General features: G+C 72.7%; 25 protein-coding genes and 2 pseudogenes. 12 read left to right on the forward strand and 15 right to left on the reverse strand.

From position 1 onward, the window contains the following. Positions 1-155 precede the first annotated feature (155 nt). A pseudogene (locus ACFWIC_RS19005) lies at positions 156-908 on the forward strand (transposase); the annotation flags it as partial. Here the strand turns inward: ACFWIC_RS19005 and ACFWIC_RS19010 are convergent. Continuing rightward, positions 880-1,584 (reverse strand): response regulator, encoded by a 705-nt coding sequence (locus tag ACFWIC_RS19010; RefSeq protein WP_380519501.1) that lies wholly within the window; start codon positions 1,582-1,584, stop codon positions 880-882. The pseudogene ACFWIC_RS19005 and the gene ACFWIC_RS19010 overlap by 29 nt on opposite strands. Next, positions 1,581-2,720: a sensor histidine kinase gene (locus ACFWIC_RS19015; protein WP_380356205.1), complete on the reverse strand. Its 1,140-nt coding sequence runs from the start codon at positions 2,718-2,720 to the stop codon at positions 1,581-1,583. The genes ACFWIC_RS19010 and ACFWIC_RS19015 overlap by 4 nt, the downstream gene beginning before the upstream one ends. Before the next feature lie 162 nt (positions 2,721-2,882). Between ACFWIC_RS19015 and ACFWIC_RS19020 the strand changes: the two genes are divergently transcribed. Next, positions 2,883-3,374: a DUF6326 family protein gene (locus ACFWIC_RS19020; protein WP_380356202.1), complete on the forward strand. Its 492-nt coding sequence runs from the start codon at positions 2,883-2,885 to the stop codon at positions 3,372-3,374. Positions 3,375-3,513: 139 nt separating this feature from the next. Beyond that, entirely contained in the window at positions 3,514-3,642 is a 129-nt protein-coding gene (locus ACFWIC_RS19025) for a hypothetical protein (RefSeq protein ID WP_380519503.1), read from the forward strand. A gap of 306 nt (positions 3,643-3,948) precedes the next feature. Here the strand turns inward: ACFWIC_RS19025 and ACFWIC_RS19030 are convergent, their stop codons facing one another. From ACFWIC_RS19030 to ACFWIC_RS19075, 10 genes are all read right to left on the reverse strand, one after another. Further along, on the reverse strand, positions 3,949-4,296 hold the full coding sequence (locus ACFWIC_RS19030; RefSeq protein WP_380519505.1) for a beta/gamma crystallin domain-containing protein: 348 nt from the start codon (positions 4,294-4,296) through the stop codon (positions 3,949-3,951). Between the two features lie 711 nt (positions 4,297-5,007). Continuing rightward, on the reverse strand, positions 5,008-6,558 hold the full coding sequence (locus ACFWIC_RS19035) for an FAD-dependent oxidoreductase (protein WP_380519507.1): 1,551 nt from the start codon (positions 6,556-6,558) through the stop codon (positions 5,008-5,010). Then, on the reverse strand, positions 6,555-7,274 hold the full coding sequence (locus ACFWIC_RS19040) for a class I SAM-dependent methyltransferase (protein WP_380519509.1): 720 nt from the start codon (positions 7,272-7,274) through the stop codon (positions 6,555-6,557). The genes ACFWIC_RS19035 and ACFWIC_RS19040 overlap by 4 nt, the downstream gene beginning before the upstream one ends. After that, positions 7,271-8,488 carry a lycopene cyclase family protein gene (locus ACFWIC_RS19045; protein WP_380519511.1) on the reverse strand — a complete coding sequence of 406 codons (1,218 nt, stop codon included), beginning with the start codon at positions 8,486-8,488 and terminating at the stop codon, positions 7,271-7,273. The genes ACFWIC_RS19040 and ACFWIC_RS19045 overlap by 4 nt, the downstream gene beginning before the upstream one ends. Next, positions 8,485-9,504 (reverse strand): DUF5914 domain-containing protein, encoded by a 1,020-nt coding sequence (locus ACFWIC_RS19050; protein WP_380519513.1) that lies wholly within the window; start codon positions 9,502-9,504, stop codon positions 8,485-8,487. Before ACFWIC_RS19050 ends, ACFWIC_RS19045 begins: the two co-directional genes overlap by 4 nt. Before the next feature lie 101 nt (positions 9,505-9,605). Continuing rightward, positions 9,606-10,565 (reverse strand): phytoene/squalene synthase family protein, encoded by a 960-nt coding sequence (locus ACFWIC_RS19055; protein WP_380519515.1) that lies wholly within the window; start codon positions 10,563-10,565, stop codon positions 9,606-9,608. Continuing rightward, positions 10,562-12,097 (reverse strand): phytoene desaturase family protein, encoded by a 1,536-nt coding sequence (gene crtI, locus ACFWIC_RS19060; RefSeq protein ID WP_380519517.1) that lies wholly within the window; start codon positions 12,095-12,097, stop codon positions 10,562-10,564. The genes ACFWIC_RS19055 and crtI overlap by 4 nt, the downstream gene beginning before the upstream one ends. Beyond that, positions 12,094-12,333 carry a hypothetical protein gene (locus tag ACFWIC_RS19065; RefSeq protein WP_380356181.1) on the reverse strand — a complete coding sequence of 80 codons (240 nt, stop codon included), beginning with the start codon at positions 12,331-12,333 and terminating at the stop codon, positions 12,094-12,096. Before ACFWIC_RS19065 ends, crtI begins: the two co-directional genes overlap by 4 nt. Positions 12,334-12,742: 409 nt before the next feature. Further along, complete coding sequence (locus ACFWIC_RS19070) at positions 12,743-13,108, reverse strand: hypothetical protein (RefSeq protein ID WP_380519519.1); 366 nt, start codon at positions 13,106-13,108, stop codon at positions 12,743-12,745. Positions 13,109-13,364: 256 nt separating this feature from the next. Beyond that, positions 13,365-14,912 (reverse strand): FAD-dependent oxidoreductase, encoded by a 1,548-nt coding sequence (locus ACFWIC_RS19075; protein WP_380519520.1) that lies wholly within the window; start codon positions 14,910-14,912, stop codon positions 13,365-13,367. A 214-nt stretch (positions 14,913-15,126) separates the two neighbouring features. On the opposite strand from ACFWIC_RS19075, the gene ACFWIC_RS19080 reads away from it, so the two are divergent. Then, positions 15,127-15,573 (forward strand): STAS domain-containing protein, encoded by a 447-nt coding sequence (locus ACFWIC_RS19080; protein ID WP_380519521.1) that lies wholly within the window; start codon positions 15,127-15,129, stop codon positions 15,571-15,573. Positions 15,574-15,694: 121 nt separating this feature from the next. On the opposite strand, the gene ACFWIC_RS19085 is transcribed toward ACFWIC_RS19080, so the two are convergent. Beyond that, positions 15,695-16,102, reverse strand: a complete 408-nt coding sequence (locus ACFWIC_RS19085; RefSeq protein WP_380519522.1) for a helix-turn-helix transcriptional regulator — start codon at positions 16,100-16,102, stop codon at positions 15,695-15,697. Between the two features lie 281 nt (positions 16,103-16,383). Here ACFWIC_RS19085 and ACFWIC_RS19090 point away from each other — a divergent pair, with 281 nt between their 5' ends. The 5 genes from ACFWIC_RS19090 (at position 16,384) to ACFWIC_RS19110 (ending at position 18,676) form a co-directional block, all read left to right on the forward strand. After that, complete coding sequence (locus tag ACFWIC_RS19090; RefSeq protein ID WP_380519541.1) at positions 16,384-16,674, forward strand: STAS domain-containing protein; 291 nt, start codon at positions 16,384-16,386, stop codon at positions 16,672-16,674. Between the two features lie 82 nt (positions 16,675-16,756). Next, positions 16,757-16,993, forward strand: a complete 237-nt coding sequence (locus tag ACFWIC_RS19095; RefSeq protein WP_380519523.1) for a DUF6296 family protein — start codon at positions 16,757-16,759, stop codon at positions 16,991-16,993. Positions 16,994-17,311: 318 nt separating this feature from the next. Then, a complete protein-coding gene (locus ACFWIC_RS19100) occupies positions 17,312-17,761 on the forward strand; it encodes an SRPBCC family protein (protein WP_380363664.1) in 450 nt (149 codons plus the stop codon). Between the two features lie 72 nt (positions 17,762-17,833). After that, positions 17,834-18,307, forward strand: a complete 474-nt coding sequence (locus ACFWIC_RS19105) for a hemerythrin domain-containing protein (RefSeq protein WP_380363662.1) — start codon at positions 17,834-17,836, stop codon at positions 18,305-18,307. Between the two features lie 183 nt (positions 18,308-18,490). Then, the gene (locus ACFWIC_RS19110) at positions 18,491-18,676 is read left to right on the forward strand and encodes a hypothetical protein (protein ID WP_355400157.1); all 186 of its coding nucleotides are present in this window, start codon (positions 18,491-18,493) and stop codon (positions 18,674-18,676) included. 90 nt (positions 18,677-18,766) lie between these two features. On the opposite strand, the pseudogene ACFWIC_RS19115 reads toward ACFWIC_RS19110, so the two are convergent. After that, positions 18,767-19,321: pseudogene (locus ACFWIC_RS19115) on the reverse strand (alkaline phosphatase family protein); the annotation flags it as partial. A gap of 128 nt (positions 19,322-19,449) precedes the next feature. Here ACFWIC_RS19115 and ACFWIC_RS19120 point away from each other — a divergent pair. The 3 genes from ACFWIC_RS19120 to ACFWIC_RS19130 all read left to right on the forward strand — a co-directional run bounded on the left by ACFWIC_RS19120 (position 19,450) and on the right by ACFWIC_RS19130 (position 22,586). Beyond that, positions 19,450-20,484 (forward strand): SAM-dependent methyltransferase, encoded by a 1,035-nt coding sequence (locus ACFWIC_RS19120; protein WP_380519524.1) that lies wholly within the window; start codon positions 19,450-19,452, stop codon positions 20,482-20,484. A gap of 217 nt (positions 20,485-20,701) precedes the next feature. Then, on the forward strand, positions 20,702-21,823 hold the full coding sequence (locus ACFWIC_RS19125; protein ID WP_380519525.1) for a TIGR03364 family FAD-dependent oxidoreductase: 1,122 nt from the start codon (positions 20,702-20,704) through the stop codon (positions 21,821-21,823). A 463-nt stretch (positions 21,824-22,286) separates the two neighbouring features. Continuing rightward, entirely contained in the window at positions 22,287-22,586 is a 300-nt protein-coding gene (locus ACFWIC_RS19130) for a DUF4193 domain-containing protein (RefSeq protein ID WP_380363654.1), read from the forward strand. A 416-nt stretch (positions 22,587-23,002) separates the two neighbouring features. On the opposite strand, the gene ACFWIC_RS19135 is transcribed toward ACFWIC_RS19130, so the two are convergent. Further along, positions 23,003-23,413 carry a VOC family protein gene (locus ACFWIC_RS19135; protein WP_380363652.1) on the reverse strand — a complete coding sequence of 137 codons (411 nt, stop codon included), beginning with the start codon at positions 23,411-23,413 and terminating at the stop codon, positions 23,003-23,005. Positions 23,414-23,440 lie beyond the last annotated feature (27 nt).

The following is a 23,440-nucleotide window of genomic DNA, read 5'->3' on the forward strand; positions in this document are numbered from 1 at the left end:
ATGATGCCCATGCTCAGTGCCTGTCCGGGAGGTGCCTGGATGCCGAGCAATGCTCAAGACCGGTGGATCGGGCTCGGGAGGCGTACCTTCCGGAGTGATCGATTGATGGTCGTCGAGTAGGCCGACGTTGCACCGTCGGCCGGGAAGGCATGCCCGTGCTCACGGTGGTCAACGCCGACGGCACCACGCCAAACGGCTTCCTGATCGACGAGATCGTCCGGGAAGGCGCGCGGCGGATGCCGGTCGCCGCGCTGGAGGCCGAGGTCAACGCCCACACAGCCGAGTCGGCCGGTCAGCGGGACGAGCAGGGGCGCAGCACGGTGGTCCGCAACGGGCACCACCAGCCGCGGAAGGTCACCACATCCGCGGGCGCGGTCAAGGTCAGGGCCCCACGCGTCAACGACCGCCGCGTCGACGAAGTCACTGGGGGCGCAGGCGGTTCTCCTCGGCGATCCTGCCGCCCTGGTGTCGCAAGTCATCGAAGATCAGCGAGGTGCTGCCGCCGCTCTACCTGCACGGCCTGTCCTCGGGTGGCTTCGTGCCCGTACTGGAGGAGCAGTTCCCCGGAGCAGTTCCCCGCCGGCCTGTCCCCGGCCACCGTCACCCGGCTCACGCAGCTGTGGCAGGCCGACCACGTCGCCTTCAGCGAGCGCGACCTGTCCACCGCCGACTACGTCTACGTGTGGGCCGACGGCATCCACCTGCGCATCCGCCTCGACCAGACCAAGGCGTCCGTCCTGGTGCTGAGGGGCGCGCGGGCCGACGGCACCAAGGAACTGATCGCTTCCTGGGCCTGCCTGCTGCGGGACTGCGCCCGCCGGGGCATGCGCGCCCCCGTCCTCGCCGTCGGTGACGGCGCGCTGGGCTTCTGGAACGCGCTCAGCGAGGTCTTCCCCGAAACCCAGCAGCTGTGATGGCGGTGCGGTTCAGTCCCCCAACCCGGCCGGTGTCGTACGCCCACATCGCGATCTCGACCCTGTTCCGGGCGCCGATTTTGGTCAGCAGGCTGGCGACGTGGGTCTTGGCGGTCGTCAAGCCGATGAATAGCTCGGCGGCGATCTCGGCGTTCGTGCGGCCACGGGCGACCAGCGTCAGCACCTCCTCCTCGCGTTCGGTGAGCGGCTCGATCGGTTGGGACCGTCGGCTCGACGGTTCCCCGGCGGCGAGGGTGGCCAGCAGCCGCCGGGTGATGTTCGGCGCGATCAGGGCATCGCCGGCGGCGGCGGCATGGACGGCCTGGACGAGCAGCGCCGGCCCGGCGTCCTTGAGCAGAAAGCCTCGGGCGCCGGCCCGGAGCGCGCCCTGGACGTACTCGTCGAGGTCGAATGTCGTGATCACCACTACCGCGATCGGGTCCGGGACGCCCCGCCCTGCGAGGAGCCTGGTCACCTCGATGCCGTTGAGCCCGGGCATCTGGATGTCGACCAGGCACACGTCGGGGCGGAGCCGATGCGCCAGCTCGACGGCGGTGTGGCCGTCGGCGGCCTGGCCGACGACCTCGATGTCGGGCTGCGCGTCAAGGATCATCGACAGGCCGGTGCGCACGAGATCCTGGTCGTCGGCCACCAGCACGCGCACCGTCATCGGCGTGCCTTCGTCGGCAGTTCGGCGTCGACCGTCCACCCGCCCTCGGGAGCAGGCCCGGCACGCAGCGTGCCGCCGAGCAGTTGCACGCGCTCGGTCATCCCCAGCAGCCCGAAGCCGTGCTTCACCGACCGTGCCGGGTCGATCTGTCCGTCGTCGGTCACGCGTAGTCGCAGCCTTCCCGCGCCCCCGACGACCCGGATCTCCACACGCGAGGCGTTGCGGGCGTGCCGCAGGGCGTTGGTCAGCGACTCTTGCGCCAGCCGGTAGACCGCCGCGTCGACCTGGGGCGGAAGTTCGTCCAGGTCGTCTGGCAACTCTACGTCGACGACCGGGACCGGGGCGCGTCGGGCGAGGGACACCAGGTCGGCAACGCCGGGCTGGGGGGCGTACTCCGCCGGGGCTCCGTCGCGCAGCACCCGGACCATCGCCCGCATCTCCGCGAGCGTCCGCGACGCTTCCCCTTCGATGACCACCAGCGCCTCGAGCGCCGCTTCAGGTCGCTGCCCGGCCATCGCCCGGCCCGCCTGCGCCTGCACAGCGATCGCCGAGACGTGGTGGGCGACCATGTCGTGCAGCTCGCGCGCGAGGCCGACCCGCTCCTCGCTGCGGCTCTGGTCCAACGCCCGGCGCCAGCTCTCGGCGCGGTAGCGGAACGCCGCTCCGTCCGCCGCCGCCGCCAGGATGGCGAACCCGCCGATGACGTCGGCCGGCCCGGTGTAGTCGGCGACCGTGCCGATTCCCGCGGCGACCGCCACCACCGCCAGGCCGATCACGATCTCGCGCCCCGAGCCCCAGCGGACCAGCGCGTAGACGAGCACCAGGATGTAGATCATCGTGTCGAGGCCCACGCTCGGGGCCCCGCCCAGCAGGCTCGCCAGTCCCAACGCCATCACGGTGCCGAAGGCCACCACGACACAGGCCAACGGGTGGGTGCGCCGCCACAGGAGCACCGGCGCAAGTCCGACCGCCACGACCGTCGCGAACGGCCGCCAGGCGACGTCGTCCCGGAGGACTCCCTCGAGCAGCGCCGTCACCATCAGCACCCCGACCAGCACCCAGTCGCGCGACACCCGTTCGGGAGCGTCCGTGGCGCGGGGCTCGGCCCACAGCGAGCTCAGGGTGTTGGTGGTCACACACCCAGTGTAGGGACCGCCGAGGCGTCGGGGACCGACCGAAAGAACGAGACGCCGCTCCTCCCAACAGCCGAGGCGGGTCCGGCCTCGACACCGATGTGCCCGCCGCCGGGCTCAGCGATCGTGGACCTACCGATCCTCACCACAACAACGGAGCCTGCGATGAGAACTCGTCAACCCGCCACCACCGCACTGGAAGACCCGCGGATCCCGGTGAGGGCCAAGCTCGCCGCAGCGTGGACAAGCTTCGTGTTCCTGTACGTCTACGTGGACATTCTCGCCTTCTTCAAGCCCGGCGTCATCGATGACATCGAGGCCGGCGTCGTCTGGGAGTTCGACGTCAGCCAGACGTTGTTGACCACCTTCCTCGCGGTCATGGCGATCCCGATCCTCATGGTCGTGCTGTCGATGACGCTGCCCGCCCGGGCGAACCGCATCACGAACCTCATCGTGGCCTCGGTACAGGTCCCCTTCGCGGCGTTCAACGCGGTGGGCGAGTCCTGGACGTACTTCTACGGCCTCGGCGTCGCACTGGAAGTGATCGTTCTCGCCCTCATCCTGCGGTACGCCTGGACCTGGCCCCGCACCACACCGTCGGCGACCACGGTGACCAGCCCGGACCGTGAAACCGTTCGCGCCCAGCAGCAAGCGTGAACCCAGGAGCAGTCCCCGTCCGGTTCGGAGCCATCCACCTCGGTGTCGCGGTGTGGGCCTCCCGGCGGTGAAACACCAACCACCACGGGGGCGTCGCGTAGGGGCCTTCCGAGGCCCCTACCGGCAGGTCAGGTCTCGGATGCGCACACAGGCCCACCGCACCGTCGACACCGACCCCAAGCGCGGCAACGTCGTCGTCCGCCGCACTGGCACCTGCGACGACGAGCCGACGTATCAGGTCCGCCGGTCCCCACCGAACACCCCGTAGGTCCCCGGTCATGATCCATGCACACCAGCTCACCGAGCGCCACGGCGACAAGACCGCCGTGCACACCGCCAGCTTCCCCTATGGGTCGTGGATCGGGTCGAGAATGCATGAGGGGACGGCAGGCACGGATCCCCCGGTGATCATGAAGCGCAGAGGACTCCATGATCGGGAGAGCCGTGCCTGCCGTGCTGTCACCACCTACTGGCGGACGCCCTAAGGGACTTGACCTGCGTGCGGAGCTTCCTCCGATCGCCCCTGGCGACTACGACGGGTGTCCTTGCGTCGCGCCCTCAAGTGACGCGCATGCTACAGAATCTCAACCTTCCAGATGTGCAGCGGCCTGTTCGGGTACGAGACGTCATACCACCGGTTCACGCTCACCGTGGCGCCGTTGTAGTCGTACATCTTGATGTCGTTGTTGCCGGTGAAGACCCGGTCGACCCATCCGTCGATCTTGTAGACGCCGGCGTTGGCAAAGCAGTTCACATCGCCGAAGCGGCTACCGTGCGACCAGATCTTCAGAAAGTCATTACCGCTCTGGCAGTCGACGTTGCCGGCGAAGGCAGTGCCGGACGGCCCCATCAGGGTGAACACGCCTGTTGCGGCCAGTGCCGAGGTCAGAAGGCGCACCATTTTCATCTTGCCGGAAGCCATTGCTTCTCCTCTTCGACTCGGCGCCCCGTGCAGCAGTCATGGCGTCCCACGGAGCGGTGTCTGCGGTTCTGGCGTGGCGCCGCGGCGGTTCGGGCGCCGCGGCTTCAGGACCACCGGGCGCTCGCCGAAGGGGATTTCAGCACTCTCCCCTCGGTCCGACGCACGTCGCGCCGCTGCCCGGGCGCCACTCCCATGGTCAGCTCCGACCAGCGTAGGAGGACCACTGCTACCGACGCTTGAACATCGGCGCCACCTCGATGGAACATCAGCGCCGAGAAGTGGCGCGAGGACCCGCACGAAGCCGGTCCGTTGAACGGCCCTGTCCCGTAGTCCGTGGTAGCGCTCTGTGTCTGGTCGCCAAGCGCCGCGCGGCCCGGCACCGGATCGGCATCCTGGCCCCCGAGGTTGTCCCGGCCTACGTCGGCGACCGCCCCGCCGAGGATGTCCTCTCGCCGGGCGCCCACGCCATCACGATCACAACCGCCGAGATGCCGACCTGCCGCCGCCGCTACGCGACCTGCGGCGAAGTCCGGGCGATGGACGACCGGTGGAACCGCAGGCCCGCGGGGGTGGCTTGACCGGTGAGCTCGCATGGCCGCGATGAGTTTGCAGGCGCTCGGCCGGGGTTTCCCGGTGTGGAAGGCCCGCAGTGTCACGAGGCTGTCGGATGCGGTGGCCCTCTCCACCTGGGTCTCCACGGCCTCGCCGCGCTCATGGATGATGCGAACCCGCCGCGAAGGCTCGTAGCAGGGTGTTGCGGCCATGGGGCGGAACCGACCACAGGTCGTGTCCTCGCAGGCCCCAGGCGCGCAGGAGGCTGTTCGCGGCGGCAAAGCCGGTGGTGGCTGCACGTTCCATGAGGGCGGTGGGCAGGGGGCATCGGACCGCGTCGCCGGCGAGGACGAGTCGGGGATACCGGGTTCGGGTCCGTGGACGTTGCGCGTGTGAGCCGACGGCGAAGAGCGGGCAGTCGGAGTGCCATGCGTGGCGGCTGTCGACGACGCGGGCGGTCGCCGTCTCGGGGTAGAGCAGCCGGCTCTGGGCGAGGGCCTGATCCTGTACGGCGGTGCGGTCGGCCGAGGGGTCCACGGCGTAGGCGTGGAGTTCGAGGACCGAACCGCCGGTGCGGGCGGTCCAGCGCGCGGCCTGTCCCTCCCATCGTTCGACGACGCTGACGTTGTCCAGCGGGCCGTAGCCGGAGGTGCCGAGGAATCCGGCCCGGTCGGGGCGGGCAGGCCGGTCGATCCAGTGGCGGCTGACGAGGAAGGGCGGAGCCTGGCGCACGGCGGCGGCGCAGGCCCGCAGCTCGTGGTCGTCGAGCAGGGGGGATCGCTCCACCAGGGTCCGCAGGCCCGCGAGGTCGGTGGCGAGGACGACGGCGTCGAAAGCCTCGGCGCCGTCGTCGAGGTCGAGGTCGAAGCCGCCGTCGGGACGCGGCGCGACGGCGCGGACGGCGGTGGCGGTGTGCACCCGGACGGACAGTGCGGCCAGCCGGTCGGCGAGCGGGTTCCACAGGGCTTGCGGGAAGGGTTCGTTGACGACGTCGAACAGGAGGCCCTCGGAGGAGCCGAGAAAGTAGATGTGGAACATGAGGGCGAGTTCGGCGGCCGAGAGAGTCTCGGGGGCGCTGAAGAAGCTGCGCGAGAAGACCTCGAAGGCGAGGTGGCGGGCCTTGGGCGGGAAGTTGACGGCCGCGAGGAACTCGGCGGCGCTGGCGGTGTCGAGCGCGTGGTAGACGTCGGGGACGCGGACGTCGAACAGCGGGCGGGCCCGGCGGGCGTCGATGCGCGCCAGGTCGGTCAGCCGGAAGGTGGGGCTCCTCAGGGCGAAGAGGAGGGCGTTCCACGGCGGTGTGCGCGGGAGCCCGGCGAAGCGGTCGGTCCCCCCGGTACGGCTGCGCAGCGGGTAGTCGGGTAGGGCGGTGAGGAAGCCGAGTGCGGGGTCGATCCGGCGCAGGAGGGCACGGAGGTTGTAGTACTGACGGAAGAAGGCGTGGAACCCGCGGTTCATCGTGACGGTGGTGCCGTCGGCGAGGGTGGTGTCCCAGCCTGCGAGTCTGCCGCCGAGGTGCGGGCCGCGTTCGTAGAGGTTGACGGCGATGCCGCGCTCGGCGAGTGCGACGGCGGCTGTCAGGCCCGCGATGCCGCCTCCGACGACGGCGGCGCGCGGCGGCGGGGATCCCGCGCGGGCCGCGCCGTGGTGGGCGGGCCACAGGACGGCGCGGGTGTCGCGGGCGCCGGGCGGCAGGGGTCTGCGGGTCACGGGTGCTCCGGCGGCCGGACGGCGGTCAGGGTGTGGACGACGCCGGCCTGCCACCCGGTGGCCGGGTGGACCCGGACGTCGGTGAATCCCGCGCGCTCGATCCGGGCCGCCAGTGCGTGCGCGGTGTCGAACCCGAGCACGCTGCGGCGCAGGTGGCGGTAGAGCCTCGGTCCGCCCGCGCCCACCGTGCCGAGGGGGATGACGATGCCCCAGCACAGAGCGTTCCAGAGGACGCGGTCGACGGTGCGTCCGCGCAGGGTGTAGTCGTGGACGACGAGGGGGCCGCCGGGGCGCAGGACCTGGCGGATGCGGTCCAGCACGTGGTCGGGGTCGGCGGTGTTGCGCAGGAGGTAGGCGGCGAGGACGGCGTCGTAGGGGCCCTGCACCGGTGGCCGCCCGAGGTCCTCGGCCCGGGCCTCGACGAACTCGACCCGCGGGGGCCAGGGTTTCGCGCGGGCGTGCTCCAGCATGCCGGCGGACGCGTCCGCGGCGGTGACGACGGCGCCTGGGTCTGCTGTGGTGACGGCCAGGGTGGAGGCGCCGGTGCCGCAGCCGAGGTCCAGGATGCGTCGGGGGGTTGCGCTGCCCGGTCCCAGGAGTGCTGCGGCCGAGGCGAGTTGGCGGTGGTAGCCGGGGCTGAGGGCGGTGAGGCGGTCGTAGTCGCCGCAGGCGCGGTTGAAGGCGTCGTTCAGCGCGGGGCCGTGCAGGACGGTCATCGGTGCTCCGGGGCGTGGGCGGGGGCGGCGGGCCGTCGGCGGGCGCGGTGGAGCGCGATGTCCAGGCAGGAGCGCAGCATCGGTGCGAGCGGGCTGTGCAGGCCGATGGCGAGTTCCTGGCGGGCGGTCGAGGCGCCGTCGAGGAAGCGCAGCACGGTCTCGGCGGGGTTGGCGCGGAAGAGCGTGGTGAAGAAGTCGGGGCCGATGCGGCCCTGGTCGAGGGCGCGGAGGAGCACGGCGTCCAGGGCCAGGTGGCGGCGCGGGTGGGGGCGCGGTGGTACGGGTGGCTTTCCGTCGAGCAGGTACCGGGCCGCGGCGTCCGCCTGGCGCCGGCTGGCGGCGAAGCTGTATCCGGTCGAGGGCCGGGTGGCGCCGCCGCTGGTGCCGATCCTGATGTGGCGGGGGCTCTCGCGGCGGGGGTAGGTGGCGTCCGTCATCGGGACGACGCCGTGTTCGACGGCGTCGATCCGGTAGCCGGTGGTGCCGATCCGGTCGCGCAGGTAGCCGCGCAGGGCCGGGTCGTAGGCGGGCTCGGGCCAGGTGAGCCGGCTGAAGACCGTGTACTCGACCAGGGCGCGGCACTCGTCCAGCGGCAGGATGTAGCCGAAGGCGAGCCCCGCGGCCGGCTGGGGGACGCGGAAGTCCATCAGCAGGGGGACACGCGGGTCGAAGGCGGGCCGGTCGGTGGTGACGAACCAGCCCCGGAAGTGCTGGAGCAGGGCGGTCCGCGCATTCGGCCGCGGTGGCCTGGGCCGTGAGTCGAGGACCCAGCGGGCGCGCAGGGTGCGGGTGGCGGCGCCGGTGTCGACGGGGACGAGAACGTGGGCGGGCGTGTCGAAGACCTCCCCGGCGACCCCGGTGACGTGCCGGAAGTTGGGGCAGCGGTCCAGGCGTCGGTGGACGGCTCGGCGGAAGGTCTCGGAGTCGAGCATCTTGTAGCGCTGGCGTCCCAGGGCGTGCCGGGTGAGCGTGCCGTCGGTGGAGCAGAGGGCTGCGCTGTCCCAACTGGCGGTCAGCAGGTCGTCGTAGGGGCCGCCCGCCGGTTCCCAGAAGCACCAGGTGCGCGGGGCCGGGCGACGGCGGTCCCCGTCGGAGGGTTCGACGAGTGCGACGGTGGGTGCGGCCGGGCCTGCGGTGGCGAGCCGGTGGGCGAAGGTGAGGCCGGCCGCTCCGGCACCGATGACGACGATGTCGACGTTGTCCGGCCCGCTCACCGGGGGTCCGTCCGGGTGCGCAGCAGGTGGCGTCGTTCGGCGTAGGCGATGTCGTCGCGCCACAGACGGGCCGCGGTGCGGCGGACGGCCGGGCGGACGAGGGGGGCGAGGGCGCGGGCGAGGGCGAATCCGCGTCGGCCGGAGGCGGCCACGACGGCTTCGGTGACGATGCTGCGGGCCGGTCGGTCCGGGCCGCGCAGGGGAGTGGCGTGCGTCTCCACGACGCTGCCGGTTCCTTCGCCGCTGATGATCTCCATGACGACGGTGCGCGGTCCCGGGGCGGTGAATGCGGCGGTGACGGGGACGGCGAGGCGCCGGCCCAGACGGAATTCCACCTCGACGAGGAAGCGGTCCGTGTCGGCGGGGGTGTCGCGGGGCAGGTCGGCGGGCGGGCTCTCGCTGACCCGCAGGGCGCCGAACGCGTAGGGGTGGAACCAGGCGCCGTGCCAGGGGTCGAGTCGGTTGGCGAGGATGTCGCGGGGTTCGCACCTGCCGGCGACGCAGGTGACGGCGGTGAGCGCCGTCCGCGGGTCGGGGCGGCGGGTGCGTGGCGGAAGGGGTGTGGGGTCCTCCCCGCCGATGCCGTCCAGGCGCACCCACAGGAGCGCGCCGTCGTCGTGGCAGGGATGGGTGCGCCAGGCCGGTGTGCCGGCCGGTCCGAGCCGCATCCCGTGCCAGTGGCAGACGAGGTCGGCGCCGTCCACGGGGCCGCCGCACAGGGGTGCTCCGAGGTGGGGGCAGGCGCCGGGCCCGGCGTGGACGTCACCGCCGGTTGCGCGCCATACGACGAGTTCGCGGCCGGCCACGTACCGGGCCGCCGACCGGCCCGGCCGAAGGGTGCTGCTCGCCCCGAGGACGTACCAGTTGCCGGTGGGGCGGGCGCTCGCGCGGACGACGGCCGCCTGGATGACCGCAGGGCGGGCCTGCTCCCAGGTGGGACTCTGGTCGAGCCAGCGTTCGCGTCGGCGCCTGCGCACGGGGAGGAGGCCGGTCGGGGGCGGTTCGTGCTCGGTCACGGGGTCGTCTTTCCTCCGGGGGAGTGGTGCGGTGTTCGGCGCCGTGCCGGGGCTCGGGCCGCGGCCGCGTACCAGGGGGCCGTTCCCGCGGTCCCCGCCCATCAGCGGTCCCCGCGCCGTGCGGCCGCTGCGCCGAACCGTGCGACCGCGGCCCCGGCCGCACCGCGGGCCGCCACGGCCGCGCGGCGGCCGTGCGACACGCAGACCCGCCGGTGGAGGACCACCTCGACCCCGTGGCGTTCGACCTCATCGAGGATCCGGCGGTAGAGCACCAGGGCCGCCGCCACACACGGGCGGGAGGCGGGGGCCAGTATCGGCACGCCCAGGGAGGCGTACCGGTAGAGGCCCCGGGTGTGCGCGATGCGCTCGCGCAGGGCGGCGGCCACCCGTGTGCTGCCGCGCCCGGTCCGTCGGCACCACATCAGCAGGTCGCGGTCGACCCCGTGCGACGCCAGTTGGTCGGCGGGCAGGTAGATCCGGCCGCGGTCGAGGTCCTCGCCGACGTCGCGGATGAAGTTGGTGATCTGGAAGGCCGTCCCCAGCCCGGCGGCGTGCGGCGCCGCCCGCTCCTGGGGGCCGACCGTGCGGAGGACCGGCAGGCACTGCAGGCCGATCACGGCCGCCGATCCGTGGACGTACGTCATCAGTTCCTGGAAGGTCGGGTACTCCTCGACGTGGAGGTCCATCCGCATGGAGGCGAGGAAGTCCGTGAAGTGCCGCCGCCCGATGCCGTAGCGGCGGGCCGTGTCGACCACGGCGTCGACCACGGGGTGCCCCCCTCGGCCGTCCTGCCACGCCGTGCCGAATCGGCGCTCCAGTTCGTCGAGCGCGGCGGCGCGCGCCGTGAGGCCCCCGGGGACTCCCGGATCGTCGACGATGTCGTCGGCCCAGCGGGCGAACCCGTACAGGGCGTGCACGGCGGGCCGCTGCGCGGGTGACAGCAGCCGGGTCGCCAGGAAGTAGGTCCTGCCGTGACGGGCGTTCAACCGCCGGCACTCCTCGTAGGCCAGCCGCAGGTCCCGGTCCGACACCCCCGCCCTGTCCAGTTCCCGGGCGCTCACCGGCCGCCGCCCGTCGCCGCGGCGTGCGCGGACAGGCCGGCGCGCCCGCGCGGAACACCCGTGACCCGGGCGGCGGCCAGCTTCCCGGACAGCAGCACCGTCGGTACCCCCACGCCCGGTGTGGTCCCGCAGCCGGCCAGCACCACGTTCTCCTCCCCCGCGACGAGGTTGCGCGGCCGGAACGGCCCGGTCTGACGGAGGGTGTGCGCGGCTGAGAAGGGCGTCCCGGCGGCGAGGCCCGACCGCTGCCAGTCCGCAGGCGTCACCAGTCGTTCGTACTCGATGGCGTCCCCGAAGCCGTCCATGCCACGCCTCTCCAGCTCCGCGACCACCTGGTCCCGGTAGCGCGGTGCGATCCGGTGCCAGTCCATCGGGCCCTGCTCCAGGTTCGGGCAGGGCGCCAGCACGTAGTGCAGGTGGCGCCCGGGCGGAGCCAGCGACGGATCCGTCACCGTCGGGTTGGTGATCAGCAGCGAGGGGTCGCTCATCAGCCGTCCCGTCCGGGTCAGTTCCGTGAACGTCGAGCGCCAGGCCCGGCCGAACGACAGGGTGTGGTGCGCCGACTGCTCCCACCGCCGGTCGGTCCCCGCGTGCAGCACGAACGCCGACGGCGCCCACCGCAGGCGGGCCACCCGCCGCGGGGCGCGGCCCAGCAGGCGGTAGGCGGCGGGCAGGTCGAGCGTGAGCACCAGCGCGTCGCAGCCGATCCGCTCGCCCGCGTCGGTCCTGACCGCCGTCACCCGCCCCGACGGGCCGCGTTCCAGCAGGCCGACCCCGGCCCCGTAGCGCAGTCGCGCGCCGGCCGCCGCCGCGGTGTCCGCCATGGCCCGCGCGACGGTGTGCATGCCGCCGCGCGGGAAGTGGACCCCGGCCACCGTGTCCATGTACGCGATGACGGCGTACGCCGCGAGAGCGCGGCCCGGTCCCACCCCCGCGTACAGCGACTGGAAGGAGAACACCCGCTGTAGCCGCTCGTCGTGCAGGAACGACGCGACCTTCGGCCCGAGTCGGCCGAAGCCGCCCAGTGCCGCCAGGCGCGCCAGGTCCGCGCCGAGCAGGTCCAGCGGGGAGTCGAAGTTGGCGTCGATGAAGCTGCGCATCTGCACCCGGTAGAGGTCCTCCATCCACCGGCGCAGCCGGCGGTACCCCAGGACCTCCCGCTCGCCGGCGAACCTCCGTACCTGCTCCTCCATCAACTCCGGTTCGCTGTGGACGTCGAGGGTGGAGCCGTCCGCGAACGCCGCCCGGTAGGCGGGGCTGAGCGGCACCAGCTCGACCTGTTCCGCCAACGAGCCGCCCGCCGCCGACAACGCCTCGTCGAGGATCGAGGGCATGGTCAGCACGGTGGGGCCGGTGTCGATGCGGTAGCCGCCCGCGTCGAGCCGGCCGGCCCTCCCGCCCGGCCCGCCGTCGCGTTCGACGACGGTCACCCGCCGCCCGGCGCCGAGCAGGTGCAGCGCCGCGGACAGTCCCGACAGTCCCGCGCCCACGACGACGACATGGTCGGTGCGGCCCGTCACGGTGCCCGTCACGCCCCTTCCTCCACCACGGCCGGCGCATCCGCCGCGGAATCCGGTCCCTGCGCCTGTCGACGCGGTTCCGGTTGCCGGCCCGCCGCCGTCTCCGTACGCATCTCCCGCCACGGGCCGCGCAGCCGCCGGCCGGCCGCCGGGTCCTGGCAGCAGATCCCCAGCGCCAGGTCGTCCGCCGCGGCCGGGGCCAGGCCCCCGGCCAGGATCGCCTGGGCGACTCCGTACGTCTCTCGCACCCGGTCGCTCTCCGTCGTCGTCGTGAGAGGGGCCGGACGTCAGAGCCCAGCCTTCGACTGCCAGTCTCCGGAGCTCGGCGGCCACACCCCGGCGCCACACGCACCGCGCGCACCGGTCCACCCGTCCGGCCCCTGCCGGGCGGGTGGACCGACCCGTGTATCCGGCCGGCCCGCCGGGCCGCACGATCCTCACCGACGCGGCATGCGGCAGCGGCCGCGACCGGGCGTCTGGATCGTCCGCCTCGCGGCGCGTCGGGCAGCCCGTCATCCGGACCGGACGGTGTGGCGGGCGGGGGAGATCCGGGCCGGGTGGCGAGGTGAGCGTGCGGGTGGGGCCGTCCTTGAGGTCGGCCCGGGAAGGGGTGAGGGAGCACGTGTCGCACGTGGCCGTGGCGACAGCGGGGCGTTTCTACCGTTCCCCGTTCTCGTGCCGCACGGTGCGGCGGGCCCGGCGCATCCTCGCCTCGGCGAGGTGGCGGCGGCCGGCGGCGAGGTCGCCGCGGACCTGCGCCTCGACGGCGACGAACGCCTCGTAGTAGGTGCGGTCGTACGCCTCGACGACCTGGTACGTCCACATGTCCGGCAGGACGTCCCGGCCGACGAGTTCACGCTCCACCAGGTCTGCGTGCCCGCCGTGCCCGGCCTCGCGCAGCATCCGGACCGCTTCGGCGAGCATCCGGTCGGCCTCCCCGGTCGTCTGGTGGAATCCGTAGAGGTGGCCCCGGGCCCGCTCCGTGCCTTCCAGCGCCTTCGACAGAACCCCCAGCGCCTCCACCGTCGCTGCGCCTACCTCGGGCGGAGGGTCCTGCTCCGTGCCGGGCCCGGCGGCTCCGTCCCGCCCGGGCCGCCCCGTTCCGAATCCCCCGTGTTCCGTGCCGCGGTCCCGCTCGCTGCTGTCCATGCCGAGCGGGTGCCCGACCCGCGGCACGGCAACCGGACGACGGGGACCCGCCTGCGGTGGTCTGTGCGGCGCCCCGGCGGCGAAGACACGACGGCTCCCGCCGGGGCGTGCCCCTGACGGTCGTCGTGGATCAGAGCCGGGTCGTGTCCCGTTGTTCCAGCGGATGGAGGGCGGGCCCCTGGAGCACCTCGCCGTCGACGGCGAAGCGGGAGCCGTGGCAGGGGCACTCCCAGGTCCGCTCCGCGTTGTTGAAGGCGACGAGGCAGCCGAGGTGGGTGCAGACGGCGGAGACCGCGTGCAGTGCGCCCTGGTCGTCGCGGTGGACGGCGCAGGGCCTGCCGTCGGCGCGCACCACGGTGCCCTCGCCGGGGCGCAGCGCGGCCACCGGCCCGTTCGTGCCGTCCCCGAGGGTCTCCAGGCGGTCCTTCACGAAGTGCTTGCCGGCGTCCCACTGGGCCTTGAGGATCTCGGGGGCGGTGCGGAGGGTCGCTCCCGGGCGGTGGGGGTCGTAGAGCTGCGCCCATGCCGGGTGCGGGGTTGCGGTGATGAGGCCGGCCAGGAGCTGTCCGGCCACGACGCCGCCGGTCATGCCCCATCCCGCGAAGCCGGTGGCGGTGTAGACGTGCTCGGCTCCTGGGCGCAGGCGTCCGATCAGCGGGAGGGTGTCGGTGGAGCTGTTGTCCTGTGCGGCCCAGCGGTGGGTGGTCCTGAAGCCGGGGAACCGTTCCTCGGTCCAGGACCGGAGCCGCGCGTACCTGGCCTCGGTGTCCTCGCCGTCGCCGGGGGTGAACGCCTCGCCGGTGACGATCAGCAGCCGCGTTCCGTCCGGGCCGGGAGCGGTGCGGACGGACCGTTTGCCGCTCTCGCTGGTGATGTACATGCCCTGCGGGTCCTGGTCTGCGGGGACGGGACCGGCGATGACGAGGTCGCGGTGCTGGGTGAGGCGTGCGGACAGCAGGGCGTGGTCGAAGACGGGGTGGTGGGTGGCCACGACCACGTGCCGGGCCGTGGCGGTTGCCCCCGAGGCGGTCGTGAGCCGGCGGGGCCCGCCCCCGTCGAGTGCGGTGACGCGCGTGTTCTCGTAGATCCGGCCGCCGTGGGCGGTGAGATCGTCGGCGAGTGCGCGCAGGTACTTCAGAGGGTGGAACTGCGCCTGCTCCTCGACCCTGACGGCGCCCGCCACCGGGAAGGGCAGGCCGGTGTCCGTGACGAAGACCGCGTCCAGGCCCGCGTCCCGGGCGGCCGTCACCTCGGCGTGCAGTGCCTCGACCGAGGCGGGGTCCTCGCCGTAGGTGAAGGCGGGGCGCCGTTCGATTTCGCAGTCGACGGCGAGTTCTTCGGCCACGTCCACGATCCGCTCCAGCGCGGCGCTCTGCGAGGCGGCGTAGAGGCGGGCGGCGCCCTCCCCGTGCCGGGAGCGCAGCCGGCTGTACACGCTCGCGTGCAGGGCCGTGACCTTGCCCGTCGTGTGGCCGGTGACGCCTGCCGCGATCCGTCCTGCCTCCAGCACCACGACGTTCAGGCCGGCACGGGAGAGTTCCCATGCGGTGCTGAGACCGGCGATGCCCGCACCGACCACGACGACATCGGCCTCCGTCGGCGCGGTGAGGGACGGGTAGGCGGGCATGTCGACCGACTGCATCCAGTAGGAACCGTACGCATCAGGAAGTCGATTCATACCCAGCGACTGCCCAGGCAGCTCCCGCACAACCCGCACCGCAGCCTTTCGTGTCCTCCGCGAGGAACGGGGCGTGCGGCGCGGTCACCCACGGCGGCCGCGACCCGTTTTCTCAGTGCGTCTGAGGTGGATCGGCCCGGCTCGGTGAGCGGTGGAACGGCCCCTGGCACCGCGGGCTCGGACCGGACGGGGAGGCTGAGGGGTGGGAGGGGGAGTGGCTGCGCACCGCGACACCGTACGGTGGGCATGTCCACCACACGGGGAATCCCGGAGGAGCCGCCCGATCACCACACCCGAGTACGAGCCGACGTTCACCGCCACCGTCTGCCCCGCGTTCGAGGGTCCCGTCCTGGAATGCGCAGGCGACCTGGACCTCGGCACGGTCCCCCTCCTGGACGCCGCGCTCCACCGCGCCCTGGCGTCCTGCCCTGCCCCGCCGCTCCTGGTCGTCGACCTCGCCGCCGTCACCTTCATGGACTCCTCCGGCCTCAACGCCCTGCTGCGCGCCCGGCTCCTGGCCGCCGGCGCCGGCGCTGAGGTGCGCCTGGTCCGGCCGCCCCGCCAGGTCGCACGGCTCCTGGAGATGACCGGCGCGGACCGGGTCTTCGCGGTCGACCCGGATGTGCCCACCGAGGCGGCGCCGGGCCCTGCGGGCCGGTAGCCACCGCCGTCAGCGTCCCTGTGTCGAGGGTCCGCCGATGGCGTCGAGGCCCGCCAGGGGAGCCGTCGCGGGCCTGGGAGCTGTGGGGCTCGTTGACCCGGAGACCGCTCTGCTGGCGCGGTCAGGGTTGGGTGCGTCGGTCGGGGTGTCGCGGTGTGGGCCGGGTTCGCCCCTGGCCGCGTTCGGGCCCGGTGCCGCCGGCTGCGGGGCCCTGGCCGTCGGGGGCGCCGTCGTAGGAGGGGGCCAGAAGCCCGAGGAGCGCTTCCACGCTGAGCCCGGCCTCCGCGGGGTGGCGCAGCCAGGTGCCCGTGGTGATGCGGTAGTGGTTGCGGCGTCCGACGCGGGTGCGGGTGAGGTATCCGGACTGTTCGAGATCGGTCACGATCCCCTGGACGGCTCGCTCGGTGAGGCGGGATTCCAGTGCGACGTCCCGCAGCCGGACTCCCGGGTTGCGGGCTATCGCGGCCAGCACGCGGGCGTGGTTCGTCACGAACGTCCAGCCGGTCCTGGTGGGTTCCTCGAAGGCCATACCTCCATCGTAGGAGCATCGATTCACCTGTCACCACACACGAATCCTCGTTCACGTATCTGTTGACGTGAACGGTGATGCGGGTCACGCTGGAAGTGTCTTCGCCCTAGCCCCCGAGGAACGACCATGTCCGAGGACCTGCCCGCCCCGGCCCGCGCCCCGCGCCCCGCACGAGTGACGCCACCGGTGCCGGCGCCGGAGCGGGGCACCTCGCACCTCGCCTGCTGGCCGGACGCCTCGCGGTCGGCTTCACCGCCACGCTGAAACGGCCCCGGGCGCACCTGAAGGGCGAGATCGACATGGACCTCGCCGGGAGCCTGTACCACGTCCTCAGCCAGGCACTCGCCCACAGCGGTACCGGTCTGGACATCGACATGTCCGGTGTCGAGTTCTGCGACAGCTCCGGCCTCAACACCCTGATCCGGCTGCGGCTGGAGGCGCGGGCCGACGACCGCACCGTGACGATCACCGCCGCCAGCCCCCAGGTCCGACGCCTCCTGACCATCACCGAGACCGCCGCCCTGTTCACCCCGCCCCCGGCAGCGCACCACGACGAGACACCTGAACCATGACCGTCACCAGCACACCCGCGACCTCTGCCGCCCTGGCCGTCACCGGTCCCGCCCACCCCGCCCGCCACCGGGGCGGTGCGCCATGAACACCTGCCCCCGCTACGCCGTCGCCCTGCCCGGCACCCCGGGCGGCCACGCCGCACCCCGCACGGTGATCGTGCACCGCACCGGCCGGCTCGGCCCGGCGCACGAACCCGTGTACGAGGACGCCACCGGCCGCTACCGCTTCCAGATCACCGGGACCGTCGCGGAAGTCCTCACGTTGCCGGCCGAGTACGGTCCGACACACCCGTGCCTCGAAGCCGTGCCGATGCCCTGACTCGGCCACGGTCGCGGCCCGGCTACGACGGAGCCCCCGCCCGCGGCGGAAAGGGAGGCGCCCTTGTCCCCGTCCACCCCGCCGGCCCTGCCACGTTCTCGGTGCGCGTTCTGATCGTCGGCCCGGGGCGCCTCACCGGTGTGCGCAGCACGCGGTGGCAGTGAAGCCGTCCGTCTCCGATCCGGGCCGCTCGAATGGATGGTGCCTGTTGCCGGTCCGTCCGGTACGGGGCCGAATTGGTAGGGACTGGCATACCTGCAAGTGGTCGGGGCAGGCGCTGGTTCGACCATGAAGCGATTCGAAGGCGGGTGTGCAGCGATGAGCAAGGTGCAGGAGCAGATCGACGTGGACGTGCCGGTCAGCACCGCGTACAACCAGTGGACGCAGTTCGAGCAGTTCCCGCAGTTCATGGAGGGCGTCGAGGAGATCACCCAGATCGACGACCGCCACAACCACTGGAAGACCAAGATCGCCGGGGTGTCCCGCGAGTTCGACACCGAGATCGTCGACCAGGTCGCCGACGATCACGTCGCCTGGCGCACCACCAGCGGCGACATCAGGCAGACCGGCATGGTTCGCTTCGAGCCGATCGACGCGACGCACACCAGGGTCCTGATGGAGATGGACTTCCAGCCCGGTGGCATGGCCGAGAAGGCCGCCGACATGACCGGCATGCTCGACCGGCAGGTGAAGGGCGACCTCAAGCGGTTCAAGCACTTCATCGAGAAGCGCGGTACCGCCTCCGGCGGCTACCGCGACACCCTCTGACCCATTCACCACAAGCGCCCCCGCCGCCCCGCGGCGAGGGCGCCTGTGCCGCTGCGAGCGAAGGAGTTCCGGATGGACGGGATCGTGCTGCTGAAGGACGACCACAAGACGGTGGAGAAGCTGTTCAAGGAGTTCGAGAAGGCGGGCGCAGACGCGCACAAACACAAGCGGGAGATCGCCGACAAGGTGATCGAGGAGCTGACGGTCCACACCTGGATCGAGGAGAAGATCTTCTACCCGGCCGCTCGGGAGGCCGCCCCGGACACCAAGGACCACGTGCTGGAGAGCGTGGAGGAGCACCACGTGGTGCTGTGGATGCTCTCCGAGCTCGCCGGCCTCGATCCGGCGGACGAGCGGTTCGACGCCAAGATGAGCGTGCTGATGGAGAACGTGCGCCATCACGTCGAGGAGGAGGAGAAGGAATGGTTCCCCGAGGTCCGCAAGGCCATGGGCCGCAACCGCCTCACCGAACTCGGGGAGCGGATGGAAGCCGCAAAGCCCGACGCACCTCGTGACCCCCTGAAGGTCCCCAGCGCCCGCGAGTAGCGCCGACTCGCGCTCGGCAGCCGGCCGGCGGCGGGCCGCCGCCGTAGCATCGCAGCGTGCCCGTCTCACGGCGCGCAGGACCTCACCACCGCGCCGCCCGGCGGCCCCGTCTGCCACCACCCGGGACGGGTGGACACTCACCGGAACAGGCCCCCGACCAGCCCGGCGGAACAGGAGAAGACGATGAGCGCCAGCCCTGAACTCGAACCCGTGCTGCGCGGTATCGCCGAAGCCGTCCACGACCGCGACGACCACGTCCTGCGCCGTCTCCTGGCCCGCCTCGCCGAACAGGCCACGATCGACGACCTCTACGCCCTGCGCGACGCCCTGCCCCGGCTGCGCCACTCCACGGCCGACACCGCCCACTGATCCCACCCCCCGGCGCCGCAGCAGCCGAGACGGCTCAGAGGACGAAACAGGACGGCACTCGGGACCGGGGGCCCTCATCGCGGCGAGTGTGGCGAGCAGCCGCGCCGTGAGGTTCTCGCCATTGGCGGGACGGTGGTTCGCGTGCTCGGGCAGGGGCTCCGGCGCGACGATCCAGCTGACCTGTGGCAGCGTGCCCCGCGCGACCTCGTCGCCGAAGGCCGACACGAGGTCCGCGGCGGTGGCGATCCCCTTGTCGTGGAGGGGCCGGCCGGGGGCGGACTGCTTGAAGGTGGCGAACGAGGCGAGCGCGTTGTCGTTGACGTCGTCGGCCTCCTGGTAGACCTTCCAGCTGACGCCGGCCGACTCCAGGCGTTCGGTACAGGTAGTCCGGCCGAACCCGCAACAGCGCCGGGGTTTCGAGGTACGCCGCCGGTGCGCACAGTGTGCGGGCTGTCCGGTGCGCCCGGCAACGGTCGAATTCGGGTCCGTGCTGCGCCCTGCCCGAGCGGTCGGCCAGGGGGTTGTGGGGACGTGGAGGCTGGTTGCGTCGGCGGCCCGGGTGCACGACGTCGGCGGAGATCCGCGCGGTGACGACGCGTTGTCGGCAGATGCGGGGACTGGGGCAGCCCATAACGATCGTGTCACGAGGCGGGGGCTCGATGCCGGTTTCCCACTCCTTCGACCGAACAGTTCAGCGGTTCGCGAGAGTGCAGGAACCGAGCCCCGTCGGCGCGGTGTCCGCTCCGTCGACCACCAGATCTCCGAGGACTCTCATGACGACGTCCGTCACGGCCGCTCCCCTGGCCGACTCCGTGGCCGACGACTTCCCCGTCCGGGACGTCACCCTTCGGGACGTCACCCTTCGGGACGTCACCCTTCGGGACCTCACCCTTCGGGATGCGGCCCGACTCACGGGGAGCGCAGGCCGGTTCGAACCTCCGGGAGTGACCACGGGCATGGTCGACGTCGAAGACTCCACCTCCTACGGCCGCGCCGCCGGCACACCACGGCCGTCGGCGGATCCTCGGGGAGACCTACGGCCGAACCGGCCCACGTCCGCCCGGGTGGCGAGCCTGATGCTCGCGGGCAAGGACCACCTCGCCGCAGACCGGACGCTGCTGGACCGTCTGCGGGCCGAGGACGCGACCTGCGTGGACGCGGTCCGGCGCGGCAGGGAGTTCCTCCACCACGCCGTCGGGCTCCTGGCCGAACGCGGCCTGGAGCAGTTCCTGGACCTGGGGTGCGGACTGACGACCGGTGCGACCGGCACCGCGCTCGCCCCGATCCACACCTCCGTCCTGACCGCCCGGCCGGGCGCACGGGTCGCGTACGTGGACCGCGACCCGGTCGTGCTGGCCCACGCCAGGGCGTTGCTCGACGTGCCGGCACCCGCCCGGGTCCGACACGTGCACGCCGACATCGCCGCGTCCTCGCTCATCGCGACGCTGCGCGAGCAAGCGGGCCTGGAATGGCATCGCCCGGTGGCAGCCGTCCTCGGTGACGTCCTGCACGAGCTGAGCGATCCGCAGGCCCGGTCCCTGCTCGCGGCGCTGCGCCGGGAACTGCCCGCCGGCAGCGTGCTCGTACTCAGCCACCGGGCGGCGGACGCCGGCGTACCGGCCCGCGCCGCGCGGGTGGCCGCCTGCTGGGCGCAGGCCGGTCTGCCGTGGCATCCGCGTACCCCGGACGCCGTCGATGCTCTTCTGGACGGCTGGGAGCGGCAGGACTTCGGGGCCGGGCCTGCGGCGGGCGGGGTCGTGGCGGGGGTGTACGTGACGGTGGAGGTCGGCTGCGGCGGCGGGTGGTGACCGCGCAGGCGAGCGCCACGCCACCGATCCGCCCGAGACCACGTCCTGAGCGGCCGTGCCGCCGTACCGCGAGCACGGTTCGGCGGTACGGCCGTTCTGAGCGCCCACGGGGCCGGGGTTGACGAAACGACAACTGGTCCGGGCCCTCCACGTGATGTCACCTTCCGTTCACGGAACAGAACTGAGCGTGTAACGGGTCCGGGACACCGTTCCGGGTATGCGAGTCATAGTCGTCGGCGCAGGCGTTCTGGGAACCATGCACGCCTGGCACGCGATCAAGCGCGGTCATCGGGTGGTCCACATCGAGCGCGAGGCCGAGGCCCGGGGCGCCTCGGTCCGCAGCTTCGGCCTGGTCCGGGTCGGCGGCAGGGCCGAGGGCGAGGAGCTGGCGGTCGCCCAGCGGGCGAGACAGCTCTGGGCGGAGATCGGCGCAAGGGTCCCGGAACTGGGTTTCCGGGCGAACGGTTCACTCACCCTGGTGCGGACCGAGGCGGAGCTGGCGGTCGCCGAGGACGCGGCCTGGGGCGCCGGGGCCGCGGCCCGCGGGTTCACCCTGCTGGATCCCGCCGGGGCGCGGGCTTTGAACCCGGCCCTGCGCGGGGAGTTCCTCGCGGCCCTGCACTGCGCGCGGGACGGCGCGGTGGAACCGCGCACCACCCAGCTCGCGCTTCGCGCGGTCCTGCGGGCCAGCGGCCGGTACAGCTTCCTGCCGGGACGGGAGGTGCGCGAGCTGGTCGGCGCGAGAGCGGTGCGCGACGATCACAGCGAGGTGCACTACGGCGACGCGGTCGTCCTGTGCACCGGAGCCCACCTCGGCGGCCTGGTGCGCGAACTCGTCCCCGACCTGCCGGTCCGCCGGGTCAGGCTGCAGATGATGCAGACGGACCCGCTGGGGGAGCAGCTCACCACCTCGGTCGCGGACGGGGACAGCTTCCGCCACTGCCCGGGCTACGGCGGCCCGGCGCTGGACGCCCTCGACCTCGGGCAGCCCCAGCACCCGACCGCCGCCCGGCACCGGATGCAACTGCTGATGGTCCAGCGACGCGACGGCGGGCTGACCATCGGTGACACGCACGCCTACGAGCAGCCGTTCGACTTCGACGTCGTCGAGGACTCCTACGCCTACCTCACCGGCCTCGTCGAGTCCGTCCTGGGCCGCGCACTGCCCCTGATCCGGCGGCGCTGGGCAGGCGTGTACGCGCAGTGCGCGGACGCCGCCCGGGTCGTCCACCGCCAGCAGGTGCGCGACGGCGTCTGGCTGGTCACCGGACCCGGTGGCCGCGGCATGACCTGCTCACCGGCCATCGCCGAGACCACCGCCGACCTGCTCGGTCTCTGACGCCGGCCGGACCGCCCCGCTCACCGGTCCCGCCCGTCGCTTCCGCCCGTCGTTCCAGCTTATCGCTCCCGCCCGTCGTTCCGGCTTATCGCTCCCGCCCATCGCTCTGGCAAGGCGGACCCGAGGGTGGGCAGAGCTGTCATGCCCCGCTCACCCCGGCCCCTGTGTTCGGTCGTCCTGGACACGGCCGGGGGCGTCAAGGTTGGCGGCGCGCTGGCGAGTCGGCCTCGGTGAGACGGGAGAGCTGGTCGCCGCCGGCGCTCCCGTGGCCCCCGGCCGTCGCTCTCGCCCGCCTCGGCCTGCCTCCCTGGTGATGAGGGACACGAAGCGATACGGGTCCTGGCTCGACAGCCTCAGTTACACTCCGCACACCATCCAGACCTGGCATCGGCACGGGGCCGCGGGACAGTCCCGCAAGCCTGCCTGTGCCGGTACCCCACCCCCAGACGACAAGGACCCATTTGTGGCAACCGACTACGACGCTCCGCGCAAGAGCGACGACGACGGCTCGACCGACAGCATCGAGGAGCTGAAGGCCCACCGTAGCGACAAGTCGGCCTCCACCATCGACGCCGTCGACGTGCTCGAGTCTGCCGAAGGCTTGGAACTCCCCGGCGCCGACCTGTCGGGCGAGGAACTCACCGTCGCCGTGCAACCGGTCCTGAACGACGAATTCACCTGCATCAACTGCTTCCTCGTCCACCACCGCAGCAGACTCGCACGCCTCAAGAACGGCAAGCCGATCTGCCGCGACTGCGACTGACAGATAGGCCGGTGAGGGCCCAGCGGCGTCCGGTTGGGGCACGCCGCGGTGCACTGGCCGGGGCCGCGGCGTCGCGCCATTCACCACACTCCTGCCGGTCATCGTGCGCGACGGCGGCTTCGGAGATCCGGTCAAGCCCCACCTGACGATCGCCGTCGACCAGGATCAGCGCTCCCGGCGCGCCGCCGACGCCGAGTTCGACGGCCGGGCCAGGAACGGAGAGGTGAACGGTCGCGGCCCGGCCGGGGCGATCCGAGCAGTGCAGGCGGCGGCGCCAGGTGACTGGCACGGGGTCCAGCAGATCGTCAGTCCGGTCGGGGCTGGAGCCGCATTCGCTCTCCAGGCCGGCCGTGCGGGTGTCGGTCAGGCTGCGGTGCTCCGGCGGCTCGGCAACGCCGCACTGGCCAGGGGGCGCGTTATCGGCCGGGGCCGTCGCCGGCCTGCCGGGCGACTTCCGGGAGCGCGAAGTGCGGGTTCTCGATGATCCCGATGACTGATCCGCTCGGATCGGTCACCGATGCGGCGCGGATGGATCCGCCGACGTCGCGCACCCCTTCCTTGACGGTTGCTCCTGCGGTGACGAGTTGCTGCAGGGCCGCGTCGGCGTCGGCGACGCCCCAGTAGGTCACGGGGCCGTCGGCGAGGTCGGCACGCGGGCTCAGAGCCAGCTCGTAGCCGCCGACGTTGTAGCCGACGTAGAACGGCTCGTCGAAGTAGGGCTCCATACCGAGGACCGAGGTCCACCACGCCTTGCCGGCGGCGAGGTCGGGCGCCGGATACACCACCACTCGTAGACCCAGGAACATGGGCAACCAGCCTCTCAACATGCGAACAATGGTTTGATCAGGGTAGTC

The organism is Kitasatospora sp. NPDC127035, from assembly GCF_042726075.1.
Classification (GTDB): domain Bacteria; phylum Actinomycetota; class Actinomycetes; order Streptomycetales; family Streptomycetaceae; genus Kitasatospora.